At 74.6% G+C, this 18,721-nt stretch carries 13 protein-coding genes; 4 read left to right on the top strand and 9 right to left on the bottom strand.

Going from position 1 to position 18,721, the window contains the following annotated elements; translation table 11 throughout:
* Nucleotides 1-23: 23 nt before the first annotated feature.
* The 3 genes from HGA03_RS14110 to HGA03_RS19090 form a co-directional block, all read right to left on the bottom strand.
* On the bottom strand, nucleotides 24-821 hold the full coding sequence (locus HGA03_RS14110) for an MBL fold metallo-hydrolase (RefSeq protein ID WP_168630935.1): 798 nt from the start codon (nucleotides 819-821) through the stop codon (nucleotides 24-26).
* Nucleotides 818-2,923 (bottom strand): alkaline phosphatase family protein, encoded by a 2,106-nt coding sequence (locus HGA03_RS14105; RefSeq protein WP_168630934.1) that lies wholly within the window; start codon nucleotides 2,921-2,923, stop codon nucleotides 818-820. The genes HGA03_RS14110 and HGA03_RS14105 overlap by 4 nt, the downstream gene beginning before the upstream one ends.
* Nucleotides 2,924-3,005: 82 nt before the next feature.
* Complete coding sequence (locus HGA03_RS19090; RefSeq protein WP_168630933.1) at nucleotides 3,006-3,239, bottom strand: DUF3046 domain-containing protein; 234 nt, start codon at nucleotides 3,237-3,239, stop codon at nucleotides 3,006-3,008.
* 108 nt (nucleotides 3,240-3,347) lie between these two features.
* Here HGA03_RS19090 and HGA03_RS14095 point away from each other — a divergent pair, with 108 nt between their 5' ends.
* Nucleotides 3,348-8,384, top strand: coding sequence for an ATP-dependent helicase (locus tag HGA03_RS14095; protein WP_168630932.1), 5,037 nt, complete (start codon nucleotides 3,348-3,350; stop codon nucleotides 8,382-8,384).
* A gap of 6 nt (nucleotides 8,385-8,390) precedes the next feature.
* On the top strand, nucleotides 8,391-9,197 hold the full coding sequence (locus HGA03_RS14090) for an Fpg/Nei family DNA glycosylase (RefSeq protein WP_168630931.1): 807 nt from the start codon (nucleotides 8,391-8,393) through the stop codon (nucleotides 9,195-9,197).
* A gap of 92 nt (nucleotides 9,198-9,289) precedes the next feature.
* On the opposite strand, the gene HGA03_RS14085 is transcribed toward HGA03_RS14090, so the two are convergent.
* The 4 genes from HGA03_RS14085 to HGA03_RS14070 all read right to left on the bottom strand — a co-directional run bounded on the left by HGA03_RS14085 (nucleotide 9,290) and on the right by HGA03_RS14070 (nucleotide 13,851).
* A complete protein-coding gene (locus HGA03_RS14085; protein ID WP_168630930.1) occupies nucleotides 9,290-9,625 on the bottom strand; it encodes a helix-turn-helix domain-containing protein in 336 nt (111 codons plus the stop codon).
* A 359-nt stretch (nucleotides 9,626-9,984) separates the two neighbouring features.
* Nucleotides 9,985-10,473, bottom strand: a complete 489-nt coding sequence (locus tag HGA03_RS14080) for a CinA family protein (protein ID WP_168630929.1) — start codon at nucleotides 10,471-10,473, stop codon at nucleotides 9,985-9,987.
* Between the two features lie 22 nt (nucleotides 10,474-10,495).
* Nucleotides 10,496-11,146, bottom strand: a complete 651-nt coding sequence (gene pgsA, locus HGA03_RS14075) for a CDP-diacylglycerol--glycerol-3-phosphate 3-phosphatidyltransferase (protein WP_168630928.1) — start codon at nucleotides 11,144-11,146, stop codon at nucleotides 10,496-10,498.
* A gap of 35 nt (nucleotides 11,147-11,181) precedes the next feature.
* Nucleotides 11,182-13,851: an FtsK/SpoIIIE family DNA translocase gene (locus HGA03_RS14070; protein ID WP_168630927.1), complete on the bottom strand. Its 2,670-nt coding sequence runs from the start codon at nucleotides 13,849-13,851 to the stop codon at nucleotides 11,182-11,184.
* Between the two features lie 84 nt (nucleotides 13,852-13,935).
* On the opposite strand from HGA03_RS14070, the gene HGA03_RS14065 reads away from it, so the two are divergent.
* Together HGA03_RS14065 and HGA03_RS14060 are read left to right on the top strand one after the other, a co-directional pair.
* Entirely contained in the window at nucleotides 13,936-15,114 is a 1,179-nt protein-coding gene (locus tag HGA03_RS14065) for a DNA glycosylase AlkZ-like family protein (RefSeq protein WP_168630926.1), read from the top strand.
* 72 nt (nucleotides 15,115-15,186) lie between these two features.
* Nucleotides 15,187-15,891 carry a DUF981 family protein gene (locus HGA03_RS14060; RefSeq protein ID WP_168630925.1) on the top strand — a complete coding sequence of 235 codons (705 nt, stop codon included), beginning with the start codon at nucleotides 15,187-15,189 and terminating at the stop codon, nucleotides 15,889-15,891.
* A 58-nt stretch (nucleotides 15,892-15,949) separates the two neighbouring features.
* Here the strand turns inward: HGA03_RS14060 and HGA03_RS14055 are convergent, their stop codons facing one another.
* Both HGA03_RS14055 and dapA read right to left on the bottom strand, forming a co-directional pair.
* Nucleotides 15,950-17,635: a ribonuclease J gene (locus tag HGA03_RS14055; RefSeq protein WP_168630924.1), complete on the bottom strand. Its 1,686-nt coding sequence runs from the start codon at nucleotides 17,633-17,635 to the stop codon at nucleotides 15,950-15,952.
* Between the two features lie 11 nt (nucleotides 17,636-17,646).
* Complete coding sequence (dapA, locus tag HGA03_RS14050; protein ID WP_168630923.1) at nucleotides 17,647-18,573, bottom strand: 4-hydroxy-tetrahydrodipicolinate synthase; 927 nt, start codon at nucleotides 18,571-18,573, stop codon at nucleotides 17,647-17,649.
* Nucleotides 18,574-18,721: the final 148 nt, after the last annotated feature.

The following is an 18,721-nucleotide window of genomic DNA, read 5'->3' as shown; positions in this document are numbered from 1 at the left end:
GGAACCTGGCGTGTCGTCCCAGGTCACGGGGCGGAAATCGGCTCCGTGGCCCCGCGTGTCGGCAACGTGAGCCGCTCGCCGGGCTCCAGCACGCTGCCGCTCAGCCCTTCCCGCGCCAGCGCCGCACCGAAGGCCGGCCCACCGCGCTCCATCCACCCCGGCGGCAGCCGTCGGGACGCCGGCGCGTGCAGCGTCCCCCAGTGGATCGGCACCGCGTGCCGCGCCCCGACCAGCGCGCAGACCCGAGCGGCCTGCACCGGGTCCAGGTGCCCGCCGGACAGCCGGGGCCCCCAGCCACCCACCGGCACCAGCGCCAGGTCGATCGGCCCGCCGGCCAGGTCGGGCAGGTCGCGCATCGCCGGGAACGGGCCGGTGTCCCCGGCGAACCACACCCGCACCCCCGGGGCCGCCACCAGGAACCCGTTCGCCGCGTTCGGGCGGTGCGGCATGGGCCGGTGCCCGTGCTCCGCGGCGACCGGGCGCACCCGCACCGGTGTGCCGGGCACCTGCCACCACTCCTCCGGCCCCAGTCCGTGCGCGCCGGGCATCCCGTGGGCGGCCAGCCAGTGCGCGTTCGCCGGCGCCGACAGCACCGGGACGTCGCCGAGCAGCCGGAGCGAGCCGAGCTCGGCGTGGTCGTGGTGCAGGTGCGAGATCAGCACCGCATCGGTGCCCGCCCAGTCGTCGGGACGGGGCGGGGCGGCGCGGCGCCGGAGCAGCCCGGCGTGCGGGCGCAGCAGCGGGTCGGTGAGCAGGCGCGCGCCGGCCAGGTCGAGCACCACGGTGGCGTGGCCGAGCCAGCGCACGGTCAGGCCGGTCATCGAGTGGCCTCCGCGTCCTCGTCCACCCCGTCCCGCAGCCCCAGTTCGCGGGCCCACTGCACCAGCTGGCGGTGCACCGCGTCGGCACCGACCAGGATGCCGGCCTCCGGGTCGATCAGCTCCGGGTCCAGCGCCAACTCGCGCGGGTGCACCAGCACGGCGGAGTTCTGCGGCCCGCCGATCCCGCCGTGCGACCCGACCTGGCCCTCGAAGGCGTGCACCCACCCGTCCGCGGTGAGCTCGGACAGCAGCACCAGGTCGCCGACGTTCCCGAGCCGGCCCAGCCGCGCCAGGTCCGGTGCGGCATGCGGCCCGAATGGCGCCAGCGGATCGGTGCCCTCCACCACCCGGTCGCCCTCCAGCCAGGCGATGCCCGCCGGTCCCACCGCCGCCAGCCCCCGGGCCGCGGTGTCGACCAGGACCACGGCGATGCCGGGGGCGGCCGCCAGCCCGCCGACCAGGCCGGGCCAGCGGGCGTCGATCTCCTCCAGGGTGAGCCGGTGGTCGACCCGCGGGAACCAGACCATCCCGAGGTTGCCGGACCCGGTGACCGCGACGTCGGGCGGTGCGCTGCCGGTCCGCACCCCGGCGGGGCGGCTGCTGTCGGCCCGCCGGTCGCCGGAGCGTCCCTTGCCCTGCGGCCCGAGCACCACGGAGCGGTCCTCCCCGCGCGGCCGCACCGAGGCGAGGAAGGCGTTCAGCGGCCCCCACTCCTCGTCACCGGCGGCCTGCACCGTGTCCAGCCCGGGCTCCGCCATCAGCCGGTGCACCAGGTCGGGCAGCGTGCGCCCGGTCACCTGCTCGAAGGTCGGGCCGAGGGTCTGGCCATGGTCGGAGAGCACCACGATCCGGTAGTCCCGCGGGGCGACCTCGCACACCCGCTCCAGCGTGCCCAGCACCCGGTCCAGGCCCTCCAGCGAGCGCAGCGACTCCGGGCGGGTGGGGCCGGCGTGGTGGGCGACCTCGTCGTAGTCCACCAGGGACAGGTAGAGCACCGGCACGCCGCGCACCAGCTGTTCGGCGGTCAGCGCGGTGGCCAGGTCGCGCAGCAGCACGTTGGTCACCCCGCGCAGCAGCACGTACCAGCCGCGCCGGGGCACCCGGGGCCGCACGTCGCGCAGCCGTTGGCGGCGGCCCTGGTACAGCTCCTTGATCACCTCGCCCAGGGTCAGCGTGACGGCGCGGGCCAGCACGAACGGGCTGGCGAAGAACCGCAGGTACGGGGCACCGGGGCCGATTCCCCGCCGGGCCTGGCTCATCACCAGGAACTGCCGGGCCGCATCGCCGGAGAACATGGTGGCCACCGCTGCTCCCCCGCCGGCCAGCAGCCCGCGCCCGTCGCTGAGCCGGTGCTCGACCATCGCGGCGTCGTCCGGGTGGTTGGTGACCACCAGGCGGCCCACGTCGCGGTCCCACCAGCGGAAGGAGCAGATCCGGTCGGCGGCACCGTGCAGGATGCCCGCCTGACTGGCCGGGGTGGTGGACGGGATCCGGGCCCACCAGCGGTCCGGGCGGTGCGTGCCGGCGGTCACCCAGCGGGTCATGGTGGGCACCAGGCCGGCGTCCACCGCCTGCTCCAGCACCGGGGCGGCCACCCCGTCGAGCTGCACCACCAGCAGCCCCGCGGGCCGGGGCGCGCCGTCCTCGACCGTGCCGCCCTCGCCCGCCCGCCGGGCCCGTGACCGGGCGCGCCGCAGCACGTCGCCGACCACGTAGTCCGAGTCGGAGGCGCCCCAGATCCAGCGGCCGATCGCCATCACCACGGCGGCGACCACCAGGACGGCCACCGCGGACCAGCCGTTGCGGACCTGCACGCCGGGCACCGCCCACAGCGCCAGCCAGGCGACCAGCACCTGCGCGCTCAGCCCGGCCAGCAGTGCCCCCATCGCGCCACCGATCCGGGCCAGTACCCGCAGCGAGGGCCGCAGCACCAGGTCACCGACCGCGACGGCGGCGGCGACCACCAGCACCGATCCGGGGTTGCTCGCGCTCACGCCGTCCACCAGGGCGATCCCGGCGCCGAGGCCGATGGCGGAGATCACCAGACCGAGCAGCACGTCGCCGAGGTCGCTCAGCGTGATCGTCCACCAGCGGCGGGTCATGGCGTCCAGCCTGCCACGACGCGGGGTCCGCGGCTCCGCGACGGTCACCAGGCGCCAGGTCGTGCGCCGGATCGGCTCCGCGTCACCGCCGGGGCGGGGCCTGCCGGTGCTTGTCGGTCCCCCAGCGCTGCGCGTCCGGCACGTCGAGCTCGTCGCAGAGCGCGTGCCAGATGTCCCGTGGTTCGACGCCCTGGTCCATCGCCTGCTCGGCGGTCACGCCACCGAGCCGGGGCAGCACGAGCTCGCGCACCAGCGACCGCCCGTGCGCACTCCCGAACACCTCGTCCACCAACTGCCAGAACTCGCGATACCGCACCCGCACACCCTGCCACGGCGGGCCGACACCGGCGGTCGCTCCGGCCACCGGTCCGGCCACCCGCACGCCCGCGACGCGGATGTCGGACCCCCGCGCCACAATGGCCCGGTGACCGACGACCAGCGCCCCGCACCCGATGACGTGCTGCGACGCTTCTCCCCGGCCACCCAGGACTGGTTCCACGGCGCGTTCGAGGGGCCGACCGCCGCGCAGGCCGGGGCGTGGGACGCGGTGTCCACCGGGCGGCACGCGCTGGTGGTCGCCCCGACCGGTTCGGGCAAGACGCTGGCCGCATTCCTCTGGGCGCTGGACGGCATCCTGAGTGGCCGTGCGGCCGGCCGCCCCGAGGTCGCCGACCCCGCCACCTGGCCGCTCGGCTCCGCGGACGACGCCACCCCGCCGCCGGGTGACGACGACCCGATGCAGCGCTGCCACGTCCTGTACGTCTCCCCCTTGAAAGCGCTGGCCACCGACGTGGAGCGGAACCTGCGCTCGCCGCTGGTCGGCATCCTGCAGGCCGCCACCCGCCGCGGCCTGGAGCTGCCCGACGTGCGGGTCGGCGTCCGCACCGGTGATACGCCCCCGGCCGAGCGCCGTGCGTTCGCCACCAAGCCGCCGGACATCCTGATCACCACACCGGAGTCGCTGTTCCTGGTGCTGACCTCGGCCGCGCGGTCGGGGCTGTCCGGCGTACGGACCGTGATCATCGACGAGATCCACGCCGTGGCCGGCACCAAGCGCGGGGCACACCTGGCGGCGTCGCTGGAGCGGCTGGACGCCATGCTCGACCGGCCGGGCGGCCCGGGTCCGGCGCAGCGGGTCGGACTGTCCGCGACCGTCACCCCGGTGGACCGGGTGGCCGGTTTCCTCTCCGGCGCCCGGACCCCGGCGGACGGTGGCCGGGAGGTGGTCGTGGTGCAGCCGCCGTCCAGCAAGGTGATCGAGGTCGACGTCGTGGTGCCGGTGCCGGACCTGGCCGATCTGGCCTCCGCCCCGGACCTCGGTAGCGCGGGACCGGGTGCGGACCGGCTGGAGCCTCTGCCCGACGGCGAGCGGGACCTGACCGGGCAGGCCGCCGGCCCGGGTGGCGCGGTGAGCCGGCCCTCGATCTGGCCGCATGTCGAGGAGCGGGTGGTCGACCTGGTCGCCGCGCACCGCTCGACGCTGGTCTTCACCAACTCCCGGCGCGGCGCCGAGCGGCTGACCGCCCGGATGAACGAGATCTGGGCCGCCCGGCAGGGCGAGGACGTGCCCGATCACGGCGGGTTGCAGCCGGCACAGGCCCCGGGTCAGTCCGGTACGACGGCCGGCATCGACACCCGGGAGGCGGAGACGATCCTGGCCCGGGCGCATCACGGGTCGATGAGCCGGGCCGAGCGCACCCGCACCGAGTCGGAGCTCAAGGCGGGCCGGCTGCCCGCGGTGGTGGCGACCAGTTCGCTGGAGCTCGGGATCGACATGGGCGCGGTGGACCTGGTGGTGCAGGTCGGCGCGCCACCGTCGGCGGCCAGTGGCCTGCAGCGGATCGGGCGTGCCGGGCACCAGGTCGGCGCCGTCTCGCACGGGGTGGTCTTCCCGGCGTTCCGCGGCGACCTGGTGCCGGCGGCGGTCACCTCCGAGCGGATGCGCGCCGGGCTGATCGAGCCGGTGTCGATCCCGGCGAACCCGCTGGACGTGCTGGCCCAGCAGATCGTCGCGATGGTCGCCACCGAGGACTGGCCGGTGGCCGACCTGGCCGTGGTGCTGCGCCGGGCCGCGCCGTTCGCCACCCTGGGCGAGGGGACGCTGCGCGCGGTGCTGGACATGCTGGCCGGGCGGTACCCCTCCGAGGAGTTCGCCGAGCTGCGGCCGCGGATCGTCTGGGACCGGGCGGCGGATCTGCTCACCGCCCGGCCGCGGGCGCTGCGGCTGGCGGTGACCAGCGGCGGGACCATCCCGGACCGCGGGCTGTACGGCGTGTTCCTGGCCTCCGGCGCGCAGACCGCCGACGTCCCGGTGGATGCCGAGCGCACCGGCGGGCAGCTACGCGGTGGCAAGCGGGTCGGCGAGCTCGACGAGGAGATGGTCTACGAATCGCGGGTCGGCGACACCTTCACCCTCGGGTCGAGCACCTGGCGGATCGAGGACATCACCCCCGACCGGGTCCTGGTCACCCCGGCGCCCGGGCTGCCGGGCCGGCTGCCGTTCTGGAAGGGCGACTCCCAGGGCCGGCCCGCCACCCTGGGCCGGGCGATGGGTGCCTGGTCGCGGGAGGTCGCCGCGCTGCCCGCCGAGCAGGCACGGGAGCGGGTCGCCGCGGCAGGGCTGGACACCTGGGCCGGGGACAACCTGCTGGCCTACCTGCGCGAACAGCAGGAGTCGACCGGAGCGCTGCCCAGCGACGCCACGATCGTGGTGGAGCGGTTCCGGGACGAGCTCGGCGACTGGCGGGTGGTGGTGCACTCGCCCTACGGCGCCCGGGTGCACGCGCCGTGGGCGCTGGTGGTCGGCGCGCGGTTGCGGGAACGCTTCGGGGTGGACGCCGCCGCGATGCACGCCGACGACGGGATCGTGCTGCGGCTGCCGGACATGATCGCCTCGGGCGACTTCCTGGACGACCTCCTGGGCACCGGACCGGCCGACCCGGGCGCCGACGAGTCGCCGGTCACCACCGAGGACCTGCTGATCGAGCCGGATGAGGTCGCCACCGCGGTGCGCACCGAACTGGGCGGCTCGGCGATGTTCGGCGCCCGGTTCCGCGAGGCCGCCGCCCGGGCGCTGCTGCTGCCCCGTCGCCGACCGGACCGCCGCCAGCCGCTGTGGCAGCAGCGCCAGCGCTCGGCCCAGTTGCTCGCGGTCGCCTCGCGCTACCCGGATTTCCCGATCCTGCTGGAGGCGGTCCGCGAGTGCCTGCAGGACGACTTCGACGTGGACGCGCTGGTCGAGATCATGCGGGACGTGCAGGCCGGGCGGATCCGGGTGGTGGAGGTCACCACCAGCCGGCCGTCCCCCTTCGCCCAGTCCCTGCTGTTCGGGTACACCGCGCAGTTCCTGTACGACGGTGACGCCCCGCTGGCCGAACGCCGCGCCGCCGCCCTGACCCTGGACCCGGCGCTGCTGGAGGAACTGCTCGGCGGTGGCGGCGACGCGGCGATCGCCGACCTGCTGGACCCGGAGGCGGTGGAGCGCACCGAGGCCGAGGTCTCCGGCGTGCACCCCGACCGGCAGGCCCGCGACCTGGAAGGGCTGGCCGACGTGGTGCGCCGGCACGGCCCGCTGCCGCTGTCCGGCGTGCTGGCCCGCACCCGGGAGGACGTCCGCGACCAGGTGCCGGACTGGCTGACCGAGCTGGAGCACCGGCGACGGCTGATCCGGGTCCGGATGTCCGGCGTCGCGGAGGCCGATCAGTGGGCGGCGATCGAGGACGCCGGGCGACTGCGCGACGCGCTCGGGGTGGCGCTGCCGGTCGGGGTGCCGGAGGCGTTCACCGAGGTGCTGCCCGACCCGCTCGGCGACCTGCTGCGCCGGCACGCCCGCACGCACGGCCCGTTCACCGCCGCCCAGGCCGGGGCCCGGTTCGGGCTGGGCACCGCCGTGGTCCAGGCCGGGCTGCGCGGACTGGAACGCACCGGGGCCGTGGTGCAGGGCCGGCTCCGCCCCGACGCCCTGGGCGGCACCGGTGACGAGTACTGCGACGCCGACGTGCTGCGGACGCTGCGGCGCCGGTCGTTGGCCGCGCTGCGCTCGGAGGTGGAGCCGGTCCCGCAGCAGGCACTGGCCCGGTTCCTGCCGGCCTGGCAGCACGCGACCGGCCTGGCAGCCGGACCGGCCGGCGCCGGACTGCGCGGGGTCGACGGCGTGGCCCGTGCGGTGGAGCAGTTGGCCGGCGCCGTGCTTCCCGCCTCCGCGCTGGAACAACTGGTGCTGCCGGCCCGGGTCCGGGACTACCGGCCGGCGATGCTGGACGAGCTGACCGCCTCCGGCGAGGTGCTGTGGGCCGGTCACGGCACCCTGCCCGGCAAGGACGGGCTGGTCAGCCTGCACCTGGCCGCGACCGCCGACCTCACCCTGCCGCTGCCGCCCGAGGAACTGCCCGGCACGGTGGACACCGACCTGCACCGGGCGGTGCTCGCGGCGCTCTCCGGGGGTGGCGCGTACTTCCTCGGCGCGTTGGCCGATCGGGTGGTGGACCTGCTGGACGACGGGGCCCCGCCACCGAGCAGCAGCGCGCTCACCGACGCGGTCTGGGACCTGGTCTGGGCCGGGCTGGCGACCAACGACGGCCTGGCCCCGCTGCGCGCCCGGCTCGGTGCGGGCCGGACCGCCCACCGCACCCCCGCCGCCCCACCGCGCGCCCGGTCGATGGCCGGTGGCCGCTACGGCGGGGCGCTCGGCCTGCGCGGGGGGATGCGCCCGCCCCGGCCCGCGGTCACCGGCCCGGATGCCGGGGGCCGGTGGTCGCTGCTGCCCCGCCCGGAGACCGATCCGACCCGCCGGGCGCACGCGCTCGCCGCGCAGCTGCTGGACCGGCACGGGGTGCTGACCCGGGCAGTGGCACCGGCGGAGGGCGTGACCCGGCAGTTCGCCGGGGTGTACCGGGTGCTGTCGGCGCTCGAACAGTCCGGGCAGGTGCGGCGCGGGTACTTCACCGAACACCTGGGCGGCTCGCAGTTCGCGTTGCCCGGTGCGGTGGACGAGCTGCGCGGCGAGGCCCGCCGGATCGAGCAGTTGGCCGAGTCCGGCGACCCCGCAGACGCCGACCGCTCGGTGGTGCTGCTGGCCGCCACCGACCCGGCGAACCCCTACGGTGCCGCCCTGGCCTGGCCGCCGTCCCCCGGCTGGGCGCAGGACGCCACCGGTCACCGGCCCGGCCGCAAGTCGGGTGCCGTGGTGGTGCTGGTGGACGGCGCCCTGGTGCTCTACCTGGAGAAGGGCGGGCGCACCGTGCTCACCTTCACCGACCGGCCCGACGACCTGCGCCTGGCCACCGCGCGGCTGGCCGACGCGGTGCGGGAGGAACGACTCGGCCGGATCACCCTGGTCCGCGCCGACGGCGTGGACCTGCTGGTCGCCGCCGGATCGGAGCCGACCCCGCTGACCCGGGCACTGGCGGACGCCGGCTTCGTGCCCACCCCGCGCGGGCTGCGGCTGCGCGGGGCGCGGTGACCGCCGATGCCTGAGGGCGACATCCTGCGCCGCACCGCCACCCGGCTGGACGAGGCGCTGGCGGGCCGGGAGCTGGTCCGGGCCGACCTGCGCTGGCCGACCGCCGCCACCGTCGACCTGATCGGCCGCACCGTGCTCGGCACCGTGCCCTACGGCAAGCACCTGCTCACCCGGTTCGACGACGGCCGGACCCTGCACACCCACCTGCGGATGGACGGGTCCTGGCGGATCGCCCGCACCGGGTCACCGGGGGCGAAGGCCGGGTCACCGGCGGTGCGCGCCGTGCTGGCCAACCAGGACTGGACCGCGGTCGGTGAACTGCTCGGGATGCTCGACGTGCTGCCGACCAGCCGCGAACACACCCTGATCGGCCACCTCGGCCCGGACGTCCTGGCCGACGACTTCGAGTCCGCCGGACTGCCGGAGATCCTGCGGCGCTGGGAGCAACAGGGCAGTACGCCGGTGTGCGAGGTGCTGCTCGACCAGACCGTGCTCGCCGGGATCGGCACCATCTACATGGCGGAGTCCCAGTTCCTGGAGCACCTGTGGCCGTGGACCCCCGCCGACCGGGTGCCGGACCCGGCGCGGCTGATCCGGATCGCCCGGGCCCTGATGCAGCGCTCGGTGCTCACCCCGCTGCCGACCAGCACCGGCGACGTCACCCGCGGCCGGGGCAGCTGGGTGCACGGCCGGCGCGGGGAGCCCTGCCGCCGCTGTGGCACCCCGATCCGGCGCGGCACCGCCCGCCGGCCACCGCAGGAGCGCCCGGTGTTCTGGTGCCCACGCTGCCAGGCGGGACCGGACGGGCACTGAGGACCGAACCGCCGCAGGTCTCCGCCCCCGGACGCACCACGGGCCCGGAACGCCGTGGCGTTCCGGGCCCGTGGTGGACTTCCGGTGGGAACTCAGCCGATCGGGGCGAGCTCGGGGCGTCGCCGCCCCCAGGTGCCCTCCGGGCCGTCCCAGGTGGTGAGGTCGGCTGGCACGGTGTCGGGGATCAGCAGACCCTCGGCGACGGCGATCCGGTCGCTGACCTCACGCAGGACGAGCGACATCGGGGTGTCCAGCGCATCACAGATGCTGGCGAGCAGCTCCGAGGACGCTTCCTTCTGGCCACGCTCGACCTCGCTGAGGTAACCCAGCGACACGCGCGCGGCGGAGGACACCTCACGCAGGGTGCGACCCTGCCGCTGGCGGGCATCCCGCAGTACGTCACCGATCTCACGACGCAACACGATCATCTGGTGTCCCCCTCTCTCTCCTCGTTCATCCTGCCGCACCGCCGGGGCCGGGCGACCCGGTCGGGTCGGACGGTTCCGGAGTGCGGCTCCCTGGTGGCCCCGCTGGGGCAGGCTCCCACCGTACAGGGCACCACCGACTGCGGCAGTGTCACGACGGGTGGATGGCCGGGTGTTTATCACGATGGGCACAACGCGCCGGGGGTGCTCCGTGTTCCCCGCGGGCCGATGCTCCCGGTCCTGCCACCGCACGTTCACCCGGTGCGCACATCGGCCGGCACCGATCCCCCGCCGCCCGGCCCGGCCCACACCGATCCCCCCGCCGCCCGGCCCGGCCGCAGCCCGGCCCGCGGCGCGCGCAATCACTCCCGGGCGACGGCCAGCCCGAGGGCCAGCACCGCGTCCCGGCTGACGGCGCGGACCTCGGCCCGCTCCCCCTCGATCGCCAGCTCCTGCACCCGCTCGCCGGCCTCGGTGGACACCGCGACGAACACGGTGCCGGGTACCTGCCCGTCCTGCGGGTCGGGGCCGGCCACCCCGGTGGTGGCCAGTCCGACGTCGGCGCCCAGCCGGCGGCGGACACCGCGGGCCATCTGGGCGGCGACGTCGGGGTGCACCGGGCCGTGGGCGGCCAGCAGGCCGGCGTCGACGTCCAGCAGCTGGTGCTTGAGCTCGGTGGCGTAGGCGACCACGGCGCCGCGGAGCACCCGGGAGGCGCCGGGGACGTCGACCAGGGTCGCGGCCACCAGGCCGCCGGTCAGCGACTCGGCGACGGCGAGGGTGCGCTGCCGTCCGGCGAGGGCGTCGAGCAGGTCGGCGGCCAGCGCGGTGGACGGGTGGTCGTCGGTCATCGTTCCCCCTGGGTCGGTCCGGTCAGTCCGTGGCCGGGTCCGGCGGGGTGGTGCCGGTGGCCGCGGCGTGCCGGGTCAGCGATTGCGGGCCGGTCGCCCCGCGCCGGTGGTCGCCGGCCACCCGGATCGCGGTGCGGACGTAGTCGGCGCCGCTGATCACGGTCACCAGCACGGCGGCGATCATCAGGACCCAGGCGACCACGGTGACCGCGCCGGGTAGGTGGTTCAGCGGCAGCAGGAACAGGGTCAGTGCGGCGATCTGCAGCACGGTCTTGATCTTGCCGCCGCGCGAGGCGGGCAGCACCAGGTACTTGAGCAGGAAGAACCGCATCACGGTGATGCCGAGCTCGCGGGCCAGGATCACGGCGGGCACCCACCAGGGCAGCTCGCCCAGGACGGCCAGCAGCACCAGGGCGGCGCCGACCAGCAGTTTGTCCGCGATCGGGTCGAGCAGTTTGCCCAGGTCGGTGACCAGGTCCATCCGCCGGGCCAGGTGCCCGTCGACCTGGTCGGTGACCGCGGCCAGCAGGAACAGCCCGGTGGCGACCAGCCGCCAGGTGATCGACTCGCCGCCGTCGATGAGCAGCGCCCAGGCGAAGAACGGCACCACGACGATGCGCAGCACCGTCAACACGTTCGCGACATTGAGCACGGGAGGTCGGTGGTCCACCACCGGACCAGGGTACGTGCCGCGCGCGGGGTCCCGGTTCAGCGCAGGTCGTCCGCGTCGTCGTAGTAGTCCACGGCCTCCGGCGGCTCACCGGGCAGCTGCCCGGCGGGTGCGGCGTAGCGGTCGTCGGCGGGGGCGGGGGCGTCCTCGCCGCGGAGCATCGCCAGGGTGCCCGGCAGGTCGTCGGGCTGGACCAGCACCTCGCGCGCCTTGGAGCCCTCGGAGGGGCCGACGATCTCCCGCGACTCCAGCAGGTCCATCAGCCGGCCGGCCTTGGCGAAGCCGACCCGCAGCTTGCGCTGGAGCATGGAGGTCGACCCGAACTGGCTGGTCACCACCAGTTCGGCGGCCTGCAGCAGCAGGTCCAGGTCGTCGCCGATGTCCTCGTCCACCTGCTTCTTGGCGGCGACGACGGCGACGTCCTCGCGGTAGACCGGCTTGAGCTGCTTCTTGACGTGCTCGACGACGGCGTGGATCTCCGACTCGGCCACCCAGGCGCCCTGGGTCCGCATCGGCTTGGCGGCGCCCATCGGCAGGAACAGCGCGTCACCCTGGCCGATCAGCTTCTCCGCACCGGGCTGGTCCAGGACCACCCGGGAGTCGGTCAGCGAGGACGTGGCGAAGGCGAGCCGGGACGGCACGTTGGCCTTGATCAGACCGGTGACCACGTCCACCGAGGGCCGCTGGGTGGCCAGCACCAGGTGGATGCCGGCCGCACGGGCGAGCTGGGTGATCCGCTGGATCGAGGCCTCGACGTCCCGGGGGGCGACCATCATCAGGTCGGCGAGCTCGTCGACGATCACCAGCAGGTACGGGTAGGTCGCGATCTTGCGCTCCGACCCGGGCAGCGGCTTGACCTTCCCGGCCCGGACCGCGGCGTTGAAGTCGTCGATGTGCTTGTAGCCGAACATCGCGAGGTCGTCGTAGCGCGCCTCCATCTCCCGGACCACCCACTCCAGGGCCTCGGCGGCCTTCTTGGGGTTGGTGATGATCGGGGTGATCAGGTGCGGGATGCCCTCGTAGATCGTCAGCTCGACCCGCTTGGGGTCGACCAGCACCATCCGGACCTGGTCCGGGGTGGACCGCATCAGGATGGACACGATCATCGAGTTCACGAAGCTCGACTTACCGGCACCGGTGGCACCGGCGACCAGCATGTGCGGCATCTTGGCCAGGTTCGCGGTGACGTACCCGCCCTCGACGTCCTTGCCGACACCGATCACCATCGGGTGGTCGCTGCGCCGGGCCACGCTGGAGCGCAGCACGTCGCCGAGCGAGACCGTCTCGCGGTCGGTGTTCGGGATCTCGATGCCGATCGCGGACTTGCCGGGGATCGGCGACAGGATGCGCACGTCGGCGCTGGCCACCGCATAGGCGATGTTCTTGCTGAGCGCGGTGACCCGCTCGACCTTGACGCCCTTGCCGAGTTCGACCTCGTACCGGGTGACCGTCGGGCCACGGGTGAAGCCGGTGACCTTGGCGTCGATGCCGAACTGGTCCAGCACCCCGGTGAGCGCCTCGACCACCCGGTCGTTGGCGGCGGAGCGGACCTTGTGCGGGGCGCCCTTCGCCAGCATGTCCTCGGTGGGCAGGATGTAGACCACGTCGCCCTCGAGCATCGGCTGCTCGCCGGCCGGGACGCCGGTGGTGGGCGGGGCGGTCAGCTCCTTGGATGCCGACGGGACGGTGGCGGCGACCGTGGTGACGGCCTGGGTCGGCGCGGTGGGCGACGGCTCGTGCAGCTCGGGGTCGACGACCTCGGTGTCGTCCTCCTCCGCGGCGGCCACGGCGGCGGCCCGGGCGAAGGCCTCGTCCGCCTCGTACTCGTCCAGGATGCGGGTGTCGTCATCGTCCGGGTCGTGCTTGCGCCGGCGGCCGAACAGCCGGCGCTTCTCCTTGACCGGCTCCTCCTCGAACGCGGTGTGCCCGGCATTGATCACCAGCGGGGCGTCCTCGTCCTCGGGCTCCGGCTCCTCGCGGTGGTTCCCGGTCAGCTTGTCGTAGACCCCGCGCAGCTTGGGCACGATCTGGTTCACCGGGGTCGCGGTCACCACCAGCACGCCGAAGAACGCCAGCAGGATCAGCACCGGCACCGCGGCCCAGGCGGTGATCAGGGCGACCAGCGGCGCGCCGACCAGGTAACCGATGATGCCGCCCGCGTCCCGGACCGCCTCGAAGCCACCCGACGGCGCCGGCAGATCGGCGGAGATGTGCACCAGACCGCAGGCGGCCAGGGTGATCGCGGTCAGGCCGATGGTGATCCGGCCGTTGGCCTGGTTCTGTTCCGGGTGCCGCATCAGCCGCACCGCGATGCCGACCAGCACCACCGGCAGTGCGACGGCGACCCGGCCGAAGGTACCGGCCGCGACCACGTGCACCGCGTCGGCGGCCATCCCGTCCAGGCCCCACCACTCGCGGACGGCGACCACCACGGCGAGGGCCAGCAGGAACAGGGCCGCCCCGTCGCGGCGCAGCGCCGGGTCGAGTTCACGGGCGCCGGTGCCGACCCGGCGGGCTCCGCCGCCGACCAGGTGCGCGATGCCCATCCAGGTGCCGCGGATCATCCGCACCGGCAGTGCGGGGCGGTGTTCGGCGGGGCCGGCGGCCGAGGCACCGTTCCCCCGGCCACGGTTGGTGGAGTTCTTGGCGGCGGCACCCTTGGCGCCACCGGTCGAACGGGTGGCGGGAGTGGACGCACGCGGGGACATACCGCCCACGGTAGCCGCCGGGCCGCCCGCGACCGGGCATCTGGGGGATCGCGGGGGCGTGTCGAGACATGCCAGAGTGTGCCGATGACGACGGTGACCAGGGCACAGGCGCTCCGGTTCCGCGCCCGGGCCCAACAGCTCGGCCGTGAGCCCCGGCCGCAGCGCGCACTGACCGATGCGGCGGTGCTCGACCTGGGGGTGCAGGTGACCGGTCAGGCCGCGCACACCTGGTCGCTGGCCAACCGCGGCGTGCCCTCCCCCGCCGATCCGGCCGACTGGGAGCGCGAGCTGGCGCTGGCCTGGACGGTGCGCGGCGCCCCGCACGCCTATCGCCGCACCGAGCTGCCCGCGGTGGAGGCCGCGCTGCGCCCGTTCTCCGAGGCGGACGCCGGCAAGCGGATCTTCGACGCGAACCGGCCGCTGAAGCAGGCGGGCATCCCGGCCACCGACGCCCTGACCCGGGTGGCCGGCCTGATGCGCGACCTGGTGGTCGAGCCGCTGAGCAAGGGCGAGCTGTCCCGGGCGCTCAGCGACGCATTGCCCGAGCCCTACCTGCGCTGGTGCCGCAGCTGCGGGGCCACCCACACCTACGAGCAGCCGTTCCGGATCGCCGCGCTGCACGCCGGGCTGGAGCTGGTCCCGGACACCTCCCCGCCGGTGCTGCGCCGGGTGCCGGACTGGCCGTTGTCCACCCCGGTGCTGTCGCCGCCGCCGGTCGCCGGGCCGGAGGACCCGCACGCCCGGCTGGATCTGGTCCGGGCGTGTGTGCACCTGCTCGGCCCGACCACCCCGGAGCACGTGGCCGGGTACCTGGACGCGCCGGTGCGGGACGTGCGGGGCCGGTGGCCGGCGGATGCGGCCGAGGTGATCGTGGTGGACGAGAACCACGAGGCCTCACCCGCCTGGGTGCTGGCCGCCGACCTGGACGCGCTGGCGGCGGCCGAACCGGGGCCGGAGCCGGTGGTGAGGTTGCTCGGGCCGTTCGACCTGCTGCTGCAGGCGCGCGACCGGGAGCTGCTGGTGCCCGACCCGGACCGGCGCAAGGAGCTGTGGCCGGTGCTGGGCCGGCCGGGGGCGGTGGTGGTGGACGGGATCCCGGTCGGCACCTGGCGGCCCCAGGCCACCGCCACCACGCTCCGGGTGCTGACCGTGCCCTGGGGGCCCTGGGGCCGGTCGGTCACCGCGCGGGTGCGGGCCCAGGCCAAGGAACTGGCGGCGCACCGGGGCCGGACGTACCGGGAGGCGCCGCGTTCCTCGACCTGAGCGGCGCAGGACGTGATGCGACAGACACCGTTCTGTGCAGAACGTGTGCGCAGCCCGTGCGATAGTTGAAACATGAACGATGCACTGGTGATCGACTGGGCGCAGATGCCCACGTACAACACGATCATGTCCGTGGCCGCCGGAGCGGGTCTCCTGCTGGTCGTCGGACTCGCGCGGGCCATCCTGCGCCGCCCCACCGAGATCGCCGTCGAGGGCTGGGCCCTCGCCTTCGGCGTGCTCGGCACCCTGCTGACCACCACCGGTCTGCACATGACGCTGACCTGGCCGCTGGCCGCCGGCGGGTTCCCCTTCGACAACATCATCTTCGGTGAGCCGGCGCTGGCCTTCGGCGTGCTGCTGCTGGCCGCGGCGTTCTGGCTGTGGAAGCGCGGCCGGGAAGTGCTGGCCGGCCCCGAGCCGCTGACCGTGATCCGCCGCACCGCCGGCCCGGTGTCGGTGCTGGTGCTCGGCCTGGGCCTGGCCGCCTTCGGCATCGCCGCCGCCGGAGTGGGCTACCAGCTGTTCGCCGCCCCGCCGCAGGAGCCGATCAGCGGTGAGTTCGCCGACTACCCGATGGTCGAGGCCGTGTTCATGTCCGGCCTGTACGTGCTGGTCGGCATCGGCTCGGTGCTGTTCCCGGTCGCGCTGGCCAAGCCGCGCCGCTGGCTGCACCTGGTGATCGGCTGGGTCTGGGGCCTGGCCGGCCTGGCGTTCCTGCTGTTCGGGGCGCTGAACTACTTCACCCACATCGGGCTGATCGTCAACACCATGGGCTGACCCACCGCCCACGACGAAGCCCCCGCCGGATCCGATCCGGCGGGGGCTTCGTGGTGTCTCAGGCCTCGACGACCACCGGCAGGATCATCGGCCGGCGGCGCAGCCGGTTGGAGACCCAGCGGCCCACCACCCGGCGGATGATCTGCTGCAGCTGGTGGGTGTCCACCGCGCCGCCGCGCAGCGCCTCCTCCAGCGCGGAGGTCACCTCCGGCAGGATGGTCTGGAACACCGCGTCGTCCTCGGCGAACCCGCGGGCCTGGATCTGCGGCGGGGCCAGCACGGTGCCGTCCGACGCCGACACCACCGCGAAGATCGAGATGAAGCCCTCATCGCCCAGGATCCGGCGGTCCTTGAGCTCGGCCTCGGTGATCGAGCCGACGCTGGACCCGTCCACGTACACGTAGCCGCAGGGCACCGCGCCGACCACCGACGCCTTGCCGTCGACCAGGTCCACCACCACGCCGTCCTCGGCCAGCACCACCCGGTCGGCGGGCACCCCGGACTTCACTGCCAGGGCTCCGTTGGCCACCAGGTGCCGGACCTCGCCGTGCACCGGCATGACGTTCTTCGGCCGCAGGATGTTGTAGCAGTACAGCAGCTCACCGGCGGAGGCGTGCCCGGACACGTGCACCTTCGCGTTGCCGGAGTGCACCACGCGGGCGCCCAGCCGGGTCAGGCCGTTGATCACCCGGAACACGGCGTTCTCGTTGCCCGGGATCAGCGAGCTGGCCAGGATGACCGTGTCGCCGGGGCCGACCGAGATCTTGTGGTCGTTGTTCGCGATCCGGCTGAGCGCGGCCATCGGCTCACCCTGGGACCCGGTGCACATCAGCACCAGCTCGTCGTCGCGCACGTCGTCGATCCGCTTGGCGTCCACCAGGATGCCCGGCGGGACCTTGAGGTAGCCCAGCTCCGCGGCGATCGTCATGTTCCGCACCATCGAGCGGCCGACCAGCGCCACCTTGCGCCCGTGGGCGTGGGCGGCGTCCAGCACCTGCTGCACCCGGTGCACGTGCGAGGCGAAGGACGCCACCACGATCCGGCGGGTGGAGTCGGCGAACACCGCGTCCAGCACCGGGCCGATCTCCCGCTCCGGGCTGACGAAGCCGGGCACCTCGGCGTTGGTGGAGTCGACCATGAACAGGTCGACGCCCTTCTCCCCCAGCCGGGCGAACGCGCGCAGGTCGGTGATCCGGCCGTCCAGCGGGAGCTGGTCCATCTTGAAGTCGCCGGTGTGCAGCACGGTGCCGGCGCCGGTGGTGACCGCCACGGCTAGCGCGTCCGGGATCGAGTGGTTCACCGCCACGAACTCGCAGGAGAACGCGCCGACCTGCTCGGTCTGCCCCTCCTTGACCGCCAGGGTCAGCGGGGTGATCCGGTGCTCCTTGAGCTTCGCCTCGACGAACGCCAGGGTCAGCTGCGAGCCGATCAGCGGGATGTCCGAGCGCAGCCGCAGCAGGTAGGGCACCGCGCCGATGTGGTCCTCGTGACCGTGGGTGAGCACGATCCCGTCGACCAGGTGCATCCGGTCCTTGATGTACTCGAAGTCCGGCAGGATCAGGTCGACGCCGGGCTGGTGGTCCTCGGGGAAGAGGACGCCGCAGTCGATGATGAGCAGCCGGCCGTCGTACTCCAGCACGGCCATGTTGCGGCCGACCTCACCGAGACCACCGAGGGCGACGATCCGCAGAGCCCCCTTCGGGAGTGCGGGCGGGGGGGTCAGATCGGGGTGCGGGTGGGACATGCTTCTCCTGGTCAGTGCTGCGGGCTGAGTGCCGGTGCGTCCACGTCGATGCCCGCGGCGCGCAACCCGGTGCGCACCGCCTCGGCCTCAGCGTCGGAGGCGGCGACCAACGGCAACCGCAGGTGTCGGGACGGGATCAGGCCGAGGGCCTGGACGGCAGCCTTGGCGGCCACCGCCTGGAACCCCTGGCCGTTGAGCGCGTCGATCGCCGGTGCGATCGACAGGAAGATCTGCAGGGCGCGGGCGTGGTCCCCCGCGTCGAACGCCGCGACGATCGCGGCGAACTGCGGGCCGACCACGTGGCCGGCCACGCTGACGATGCCCGCCGCGCCGTGCGCGAGGAAGGGCAGCAGCAGGCTGTCGTCGCCGGAGTACCAGGCCAGCCCGGTGCGGGCGGCGGCGGTCGCAGCGGAGTAGACGTCGCCGGTGGCGTCCTTCACGGCGACCACCCGGTCGTGCGCGGCCAGAGCGTCCAGGGTGGACTGCGCCAGCCGGACGCCGGTGCGCCCGGGCACGTCGTAGAGCATCACCGGCAGGGCGGTGGCGTCGGCCACGGCGGTGACGTGCCGGACGATGCCCTCCTGGCTGGGCCGGGAGTAGTACGGCGAGACGACCAGCAGCCCGTCCGCACCGGCCTGGGCAGCCTGGTCGGCCATCCGCACCGCGTGCAGCGTGTCGTTGGACCCGGCGCCCGCCACGATGCTGGCCCGGTCGCCGACCGCGTCGGCCACGACCCGGATCAGCTCGGCCTTCTCCGGCGCGTGCGTGGTGGGCGACTCACCGGTGGTGCCGTTCAGCACCAGGCCGTCGTGCCCGTGGTCGACCAGGTGGGTCGCCAGGGCGGCGGCCGCGTCCAGGTCGAGCTTCCCGTCCTCGGTCATCGGGGTGACCATCGCGGTGAGCACCGCGCCGAACGGACGGGAAGGCGTGTGGGACATGGTGCTCACGGTACCGCGCCCCTCCTCCCCCCGTGGCCCGCGTCCGTCCCCCACCCGCGGCCAGCTCGTGCGAGGTGAGGTACGCCCCCAGGTACTCCGGCGGGATCTCGTCCAGCAACGCGCGCCGGTAGTCGACCACGAAGATCTT

It is taken from the genome of Cellulomonas denverensis (assembly GCF_012396125.1).
In the GTDB taxonomy this organism is placed as follows: domain Bacteria; phylum Actinomycetota; class Actinomycetes; order Actinomycetales; family Cellulomonadaceae; genus Cellulomonas; species Cellulomonas denverensis.
This window is presented reverse-complemented; position numbering and strand designations above follow the sequence as displayed.

Excerpts from the sequence above, each read along its gene's own strand:
- HGA03_RS14110 (WP_168630935.1), bottom strand. The coding sequence starts at position 821 with ATGACCGGCCTGACCGTGCGCTGGCTCGGCCACGCCACCGTGGTGCTC.
- HGA03_RS14105 (WP_168630934.1), bottom strand. The coding sequence starts at position 2,923 with ATGACCCGCCGCTGGTGGACGATCACGCTGAGCGACCTCGGCGACGTG.
- HGA03_RS14090 (WP_168630931.1), top strand. The coding sequence starts at position 8,391 with ATGCCTGAGGGCGACATCCTGCGCCGCACCGCCACCCGGCTGGACGAG.
- HGA03_RS14085 (WP_168630930.1), bottom strand. The coding sequence starts at position 9,625 with ATGATCGTGTTGCGTCGTGAGATCGGTGACGTACTGCGGGATGCCCGC.
- HGA03_RS14080 (WP_168630929.1), bottom strand. The coding sequence starts at position 10,473 with ATGACCGACGACCACCCGTCCACCGCGCTGGCCGCCGACCTGCTCGAC.
- HGA03_RS14070 (WP_168630927.1), bottom strand. The coding sequence starts at position 13,851 with ATGTCCCCGCGTGCGTCCACTCCCGCCACCCGTTCGACCGGTGGCGCC.
- HGA03_RS14065 (WP_168630926.1), top strand. The coding sequence starts at position 13,936 with ATGACGACGGTGACCAGGGCACAGGCGCTCCGGTTCCGCGCCCGGGCC.
- HGA03_RS14060 (WP_168630925.1), top strand. The coding sequence starts at position 15,187 with ATGAACGATGCACTGGTGATCGACTGGGCGCAGATGCCCACGTACAAC.
- HGA03_RS14055 (WP_168630924.1), bottom strand. The coding sequence starts at position 17,635 with ATGTCCCACCCGCACCCCGATCTGACCCCCCCGCCCGCACTCCCGAAG.
- dapA (WP_168630923.1), bottom strand. The coding sequence starts at position 18,573 with ATGTCCCACACGCCTTCCCGTCCGTTCGGCGCGGTGCTCACCGCGATG.